3 protein-coding genes and 1 pseudogene are annotated in these 7016 nt (G+C 76.2%); 2 read left to right on the top strand and 2 right to left on the bottom strand.

From position 1 onward, the window contains the following. A partial coding sequence (locus tag NBZ85_RS25080) for a hypothetical protein (protein WP_261562703.1) occupies positions 1 to 213 on the top strand: 213 nt, incomplete at its 5' end. 90 nt (positions 214 to 303) lie between these two features. Continuing rightward, positions 304 to 939: a sigma-70 family RNA polymerase sigma factor gene (locus NBZ85_RS25075; protein WP_261559788.1), complete on the top strand. Its 636-nt coding sequence runs from the start codon at positions 304 to 306 to the stop codon at positions 937 to 939. A gap of 78 nt (positions 940 to 1017) precedes the next feature. On the opposite strand, the gene NBZ85_RS25070 is transcribed toward NBZ85_RS25075, so the two are convergent. Together NBZ85_RS25070 and NBZ85_RS25065 are read right to left on the bottom strand one after the other, a co-directional pair. Then, positions 1018 to 4557 (bottom strand): AAA family ATPase, encoded by a 3540-nt coding sequence (locus NBZ85_RS25070; protein WP_261562702.1) that lies wholly within the window; start codon positions 4555 to 4557, stop codon positions 1018 to 1020. A gap of 33 nt (positions 4558 to 4590) precedes the next feature. Continuing rightward, positions 4591 to 7016, bottom strand: a pseudogene (locus NBZ85_RS25065) (hypothetical protein); the annotation flags it as partial.

Raw genomic sequence — 7016 nt, 5'->3', positions numbered from 1 at the left:
CCGCTGAGCCCGCGTCCGCCGCTGAGCCGCCGCCGCCTGGCGGTCGGCATCATCGTCGCCGTCGCCGTCCTGCTGCTTGCGGCGCTCGCCGGCGGGCTCTACGGCTACGCGCACCGGTCGCAGGGCTCTCCGTCCACGGCGCCGGCGAGCGCCTCGCCGACCGCGCCGCGGGCGCCGGCGGAGGGAGCTGTCGCAGCAGTCCGACCCGGGTAGGGACAGCCCTACCCGGGTCGGGGGACGCCACCCCGGTCCTGGGGGACAGCTCCGTAGAGCCGCCCCCCGCCAAACGGCGACGGTCGTGGCATGCCGCAGACACGCACCGACGCCACACCCGTCGTCCCGGCCGAGCCCGCCGCCACGGACCTCGCCGGACTGCCGTCTCCCCCCGCGGACACCGCCGGGCCGGCGTCCCCCGGCGCTGGGCGACCGCCGGAGGATCCGTTCGACGACCTCGTGCGCATGCACCGCAGCGCCCTGCTCGCCTACACCACCCGGCTCACCGGCGGTGACCGCGGCCGGGCGGAGGACATCGTCCAGGAGACGTTCCTGCGTGCCTGGCACCACCTCGACCGGCTGACGCCCGAACACGGATCGGTGCACGGCTGGCTGCGCCGGGTCGCCCACAACCTGGTCGTCGACGGGCACCGCACCCGCCAGGCCCGCCCACCCGAGCTGGCGCTCGCGGCGGAGCACGCCGAGGTCGCCGCGCAGCCCGACCATGCCGAGTCGGTGCTGCTGTCGGCCACGGTGCAGGCGGCACTGGGCCGCATCTGGCCGCAGCACCGGGCCGCCGTCGTCGAGGTGTACCTGCGGGACCGCACCTGCGCGCAGGCCGCCGCGGCCCTGGGCATCCCGGAGGGGACGGTCAAGAGCCGGGTGCACTACGCCCTGCGGACGTTGCGCCGCGAGGCCGAGAGCAGCGGCCTGCGCTCCAGCTGAAGCCCCGGCGGCCGTCACGTTCGCCGACCTTTCGCACCCGCCGGCGAGCGGCCGCCGGCGAGCGGCCGCCGGCAGCCCTCATCGGGGGGCCAGCGCCGCGCTCACGTCGGCCAGCAGCAGCTGCTGCAGGTCGTCGGTGGTCGGGGCGGGGACCGTGCGCAGGCGGCCGGCCTGGCGCACGATCACCCGGTCGAGGGTCTGGCGGGCGTAACGGCCGTTGCCGAAGGTCTCGTCGCGACGCAGGCCGGCGAAGTGGCGGCGCAGCAGCTCCAGGGCCTCGCCGTGCGGCTCGTAACCGCCCGCGCGGGCCATCCGCCCGAAGATCGACACCAGGTCGTCGGCGGAGTAGGAGGCGAAGCGGATCTCGTGGCTGAACCGGGAGGCGAGACCGGCGTTGCTGGCCAGGAACCGGGCCATGTCCGCGGTGTAGCCGGCGGCGATGACGACGATGTCGTCGCGGTGGTCCTCCATCAGCTTGACCAGCGTGTCGATGGCCTCCCGGCCGAAGTCGTGGCCCTCCCCGTGGGCGGTGAGCGTGTACGCCTCGTCGATGAACAGCACGCCGCCGCGCGCGGAGTCGAACACCTTCGTCGTCTTCACCGCCGTGTGCCCGACGTACTGGCCGACCAGGTCGGCACGGGAGACCTCGACGACCTGACCGGTGCGCAGGACGCCGAGGGCGGCCAGGAGCTGCCCGTACAGGCGGGCCACCGTCGTCTTCCCGGTGCCGGGCGGCCCGGCGAAGACCAGATGCCGGGACAGCGACGGCGCGGGCAGGCCCGCCTCCAGGCGTGCCTTCGCCGACGCGATGAGGTCGACCAGGTCGGCGACCTCCCGCTTGACCTCGTCCAGGCCGATCATCGCGTCGAGGCGCTGGAGCAGCGCGTCGACGGCGCGGCGCTGGCCGGCGGCCGCCTCCTGGTCGTCGGCGGCGGTGTCGCCGAGGTCCTCGGGCAGCAGCCGGGCGAGTTCGAGCTCGGGGGCGTCCGGGGTGGCCGCCAGCCGGTACGCCTGGCGTCCCAGCATCTCCTCGAACACCTGCCGGGCGACCCGGGCGTTGCCGAAGGTCTCCGTGCGCGGCAACGACTCGAAGTGCCCGCGCAGCGCCTCCTGGGTCTCGTACTCCAGGGCGTAGTGGTGGCTGCGGCAGAGCCGCTGCACGATCGTGACGAGCTCGGTACTGGAGTAGCTGGCGAACTCGATGGTCTTGGAGAAGCGGGAGTCCAGGCCGGGGTTGGCGGCGAGGAAGGAACGCATCTGCGTGGAGTAACCGGCGACCACGACGACGAGTTCGTCGCGGTGGTCCTCCATCAGTTTCACCAGCGTGTCGATGGCCTCCCGGCCGAAGTCGTGACCGCTGCCGTCCGCCGGGGTCAGCGTGTACGCCTCGTCGATGAACAGCACCCCGCCGAGCGCCTCTTCGAACTTGGCGGTGGTCTTCACCGCGGTGCCGCCGACATGTTCGGCAACGAGATCGGCGCGGGCCACCTCGACGATCTTTCCGCCGGTGAGCACCCCGAGCGCGGCCAGGATCCGGCCGAACAGCCGGGCGACGGTGGTCTTGCCGGTTCCCGGCGGGCCGGCGAAGACCAGGTGGCGCGACATCGGCGGGACGCTGAGCCGGGCCTCCCGCCGCCGCTTGGCCACCTGGTGCAGCCCGACGAGGGTGGCGACCTCCCGCTTGACACCGTCCAGCCCGACGAGGGCGTCCAGCTCGACGAGCAGCGCCGCCACCGGGTCGGGCTCCGCCAGGTCCGGACCGGCCGGGGACGGGCCGCCACCCGTCGGATCGGTCGGGTCCGTCGGGGTCTGCTCAGGCGGAACCCGCAGGCCGGGCGCCGGATCCCCCACCGGCCGGCCCGCCGGCCCGCCGGCCCCGCCGGATCCATCGCGATGCCCCGCGGGCGCGGGTGACCCGGGCTCCGATGACCTGGGCTCGGGGTGCACGGACGACTGCGGGGACACGGACGACTGCGGCGCCGGTGCGGGGGGCCACCCGGTGGGCGCCGGCCGGGCGGGCGCGGTGACCTGCGCCGGGCTCGGCAGGTCGACGGGAATGTTGTTGTGGCCCAGGTCGACGCCGCTCATCCGCAGCCGCGCCGGCGGCGTCGCCGCCTGGACGGCGTCGCCGGCGTTGCCGCGCACCACGCCGCCGGAGATCGTGACCTCCTGGTCGGTCTCGACGAGCAGGCCCGGCCCTCGATTGCCGACCAGTTCGGTGTCGGAGATCGTCGCCCGAGTGCCCGGCCCGAGGACAACCCCGGGCCCGGCGGTGCCGTGCACCCGGCTGCTGGTCAGCCGCGCGTAGGCACCGTCGCGGACGAGGATCCCGGCGTCCCGGGCACCGTCGACCTCCACAGCACGCAGGATCGGGGATGCCTGCGCGACGATCTCGATGCCGATCCGGCCCTGGGCGACCCGGACGTTGTGCAACTCGGTCGTCGCCTCCCCCGCCAGGCGCACCCCGGCACGCCGGGCGTCATGCACGCGGCTGTCCGCGAACCGGCCGGCGCCGCCGGTGGCGTGCAGACCGTAGGTGACATCGTCGAGGTCGAGCCCGCTCAGCCGCGGCGCGGCGGCGCCCTCGATGGCCACCCCGATCGGGCTGGCGTGCACCCGCACCCCGTCGAGGCGCGCCGTCGACTCGCCGAGCAGCAGGACACCGACGTCGGCGCAGCCGTCGATCTCACTGGCGGACACCGTCGGGCGGGCGGCCTCGTCGGCGACCACCCCGGCCGCGCCGCTGCCGCGCACCGCGCAGCGGTCGAGGACGGGTGCGGAGCGGCCCGCGGCGTGCAGCCCATGGCCGGCGGGACGCTCGATGATGCAGTCCACCAGGCCCGGCTCGGCCCGGTCCCGGGTGACGACGCCGTGGCCCGCCGCCTCCCGCAGCGCGCACCGGTCGAGGGTGGGCCGGGCGCCGTCGGCGGCGAGCAGACTGACCTGACCACCGGAGATCTCGGAGGTGACCAGCCGCAGCCGGGTCTCCTGCTGGGCGAGGACGCCGAAGCCCGTCACCGGGCCGATCCGGCAGTCCGCCAGCAGCGGCGAGCCCGTCCCGGCGGCCAGCACCCCGATCCCGTTGACGCCGCGGATCACGCAGCCGCGCAGCACCGGCGAGGCATCACCGGACACGACGAGCCCGGGCCCCCCGATCGACTCCACCACGACGCCGGTGAACTCGGCGTCGCCGGCGTCGGCCACCACGGCAGCGCCGGCCGGGTTGGCGATGCTGCCCCCGCGCATCAACGCCCGCCCGCCGCGCAGGTGCACCGCGGCCGCCGCACTGGCACGGATCTCGCAGTCGTCCATCCGCAGCAGCCCGCCGGCCACCTGCACCAGCGGCAGGTGCTCGTCACCGCCGCGCAGTTCCAGATCGCGCAGCCACACCTCACCGCCGGCGACGAGCAGGGCGGCACCGGATGGCACTTCGATGACGACGCTGCCGGGCCCCTCCTCGGCGACCAGGATGACGTCCCGGGTGAACACCAGCGACTCCCGGTACAGCCCGGGACGCACGGCGACGGTGTCCCCCGGACCCGCGGCGACGAGTGCCCGCCCGATCCCGGTCACACAGTCGGCGTCCGTGGCGGAGACGGACAGGACGGTTGCGGTCATCGCTTGCTCCTTGGGCGTGTCCCCGGTGGTGCGTCATCGCGCCGCGGCCGGTCCGGCGCCGTCGACCGGATGGGCCCCGTCGGGGTCGAAGGCGCGGCCGTCGTCATCGAGCCCGACGGCGGTCCGCGGCCCAGCCGACGGGGCACCCCCCGCAGCGGCACCCCTCGCGATGGCACCCCTCGGACCGGAAGCGGAGGGTGGCCGAGCCTCCAGGCGCTCGTGCAGCCGTTGCAGTGCACGCTCGTCCATCGCGCTGTCGAGGCGACCGCCGACCAGTTCGCGCAGCAGTACCCGCGGCGAGGTCACGCCGGCTCCGGTGCCCTGGCCGACCCGGTCACGGTCGCCGGCACCATCGCCGTCAGCGGCGGCGCCGACGTCACGGCCGGCGGCGCCGTGCTCGACGGCGAGCACGGCGAAGCGGGTCCCGGCGGCGAACAGGGCGTCGGCCGAGGAGCGGTCCCGATCCGGGACGAGCCCACTGGTCCGGCGGGCCGTCGAGGACCAGATGACGTACTCCACCAGGTGCCCGGAACGTTCCGCCGCTCCTGGCCGCGCCCCCGGCCCCGTCAACTCCCCCGGTTCCGTCGACACCGTGAGGAAGCCCGGTTCGACCAGCACGTCGCCGGGCCGGTAGCGGCCGGCGACGGCCTGGTCCGGGCGGGCGGTGCGGTACACCGGGCCAACGACCGCCGGCAGCCTGGCCAGCCCCGCGCAGGCGCAGCGGGCCAGCAGGAAGGCATCGGCGTCGGCCGGGCGTCGGCCGCCGTCACGCAGCACCAGGTCCACCCGGTGACCCGGCTGCGCGCCGGTGGGGCCGGGGCCGGCAGGTCCCTCTGCGTCGGCCGGCCGCCCGGCCCCGGTCAGGTAGGCGCGCACGCAGACGAGGCCGGCGAGGACGTCGTCCGGCCCGGCCGCCGCCCGCAGGCCGGGATGCAGCGCGAGCGTGCTCAGCACGGCGCGGGCGTGGCTTTCGTAGCGCCACCCGAGCACGACCCGCAACCGGTCACGATCCGCCACCGTCGCGTGGGGAGGCACCGCCCACCAGGGCCGGCGCCCGCCCGCCGCGCCCGCCTGCGCGCCCGGCGCAGACACTTGTGCTCTGCCGGCCGCGGGGGAACCGGCGGCGTCGGCGAAGTCCCCGCCCTCAGCGGGATCCCAGAGCGTGGGACGTTCCTCGCCCTCGGTGGGATCCCAGAGCGCAGGGAGATCGCCGGATGGGAGGCTCCCTCCGTGGCCCGGCGGGCCGGCGATCCCCCGCCCGGCGTCGCTCGCGGGATACCCCCGGTCCGTTTCCCTCTGGGCGGCTTCGGAGCCGGGTGGCCGGGGTGGCCGCCCTCCGGGGAACGTCAGCAGACGACCGCGGCGACCCGGAACCCCGCTCCTCCCACCCGGCCCGGGGCCGACCACGCCGGCCCGCGTCGCGGTGGACGCGGCCGCGCCGCCCCACCCGTTCCCTGCCGACGGATACCCGTGCCCGCCATCAACCTGCGTCGGCCACGGGGGCCCGCCGACTCCCTGTAGGTACCCATGACCGCTGTCAGCGGGCAGAGCGCGCCGCAGCACCCCGGGCACGGGGCCGAGTTCGCCCGGTCCCCTCACCGCGCCCAGGGGCAACGGGCGCACCTCGGCCATGGCCTCGACCGGTACCGCAGCCTCGACCGGTACCGCAGACGCAACCGGTACCGCAGACGCAACCGGTACCGCAGCAGCCTCGACCGGCGCCGCAGGAAGCTCGACCGGCGCCGCAGGAGCACTCGGGCAGGTCTGGCGAGCCGGGCGTGACCGGATGGTCAGGGGCTCGGGCCGGGGCAGCCACGAACCGACGGCGGTCGGGACCCCCGGACCGGCCTCGCCGTCGGGGCGCCGGACGGGCCAGCGTCGGAAGGTCGCGCCGGTGACCGCGGCACCGGCCAGCAGCCAGACGCCCGCGTCGGCGGTGTAGACGGGGATCCGCAGGTCGGCGACCAGGGCGGTGACCAGCCGGGCGAGGCGGTCAGGCGCCGGCTGTGGCTGTGGCAGCAGCAGCAGCGGCCGGCCGCGCCACTCGGGGCAGGCGCGGATCACCCGGGCCAGCAACGACGGCGGGAGGGGCCGACCGAGGGCCTGGAAGCCGGCGGCGCCGCTGCCCAGGTGCACGGTGAACAATCCCGGCGGGGCGAGCGGAAGGCAGTCGGGCTCGGCCCAGGGCGGCAGGAGGAAGCGGCCCGCCGCAGTGGCCTGGCTGCCGTCGACGAGCCGTCGCACGATCGGGTCCGACGCGCGCGGCCGGGACCGCCGAGGCGTCCACCAGGCCGGCCCGCGGACGCCCGCCGCGGAATCGACCACGATCTGTGGCACGGGCCGGCCGCTGCTCTGCCACGCGACACCCGAGCAGCGCAGCCGCGTCGCGACCAGGGCAGGGGGGCGGGCATCGGCCTGGTCGGAGGCGGCGGGTGGACCGACGTCGCTGCCAGCGGGAC

This window comes from Frankia tisae (assembly GCF_025403405.1).
In the GTDB taxonomy this organism is placed as follows: Bacteria; Actinomycetota; Actinomycetes; order Frankiales; family Frankiaceae; genus Frankia; species Frankia tisai.
Note: the sequence above shows the minus strand (reverse complement) of the source record. Positions and strands in the feature narration are given on the sequence as shown.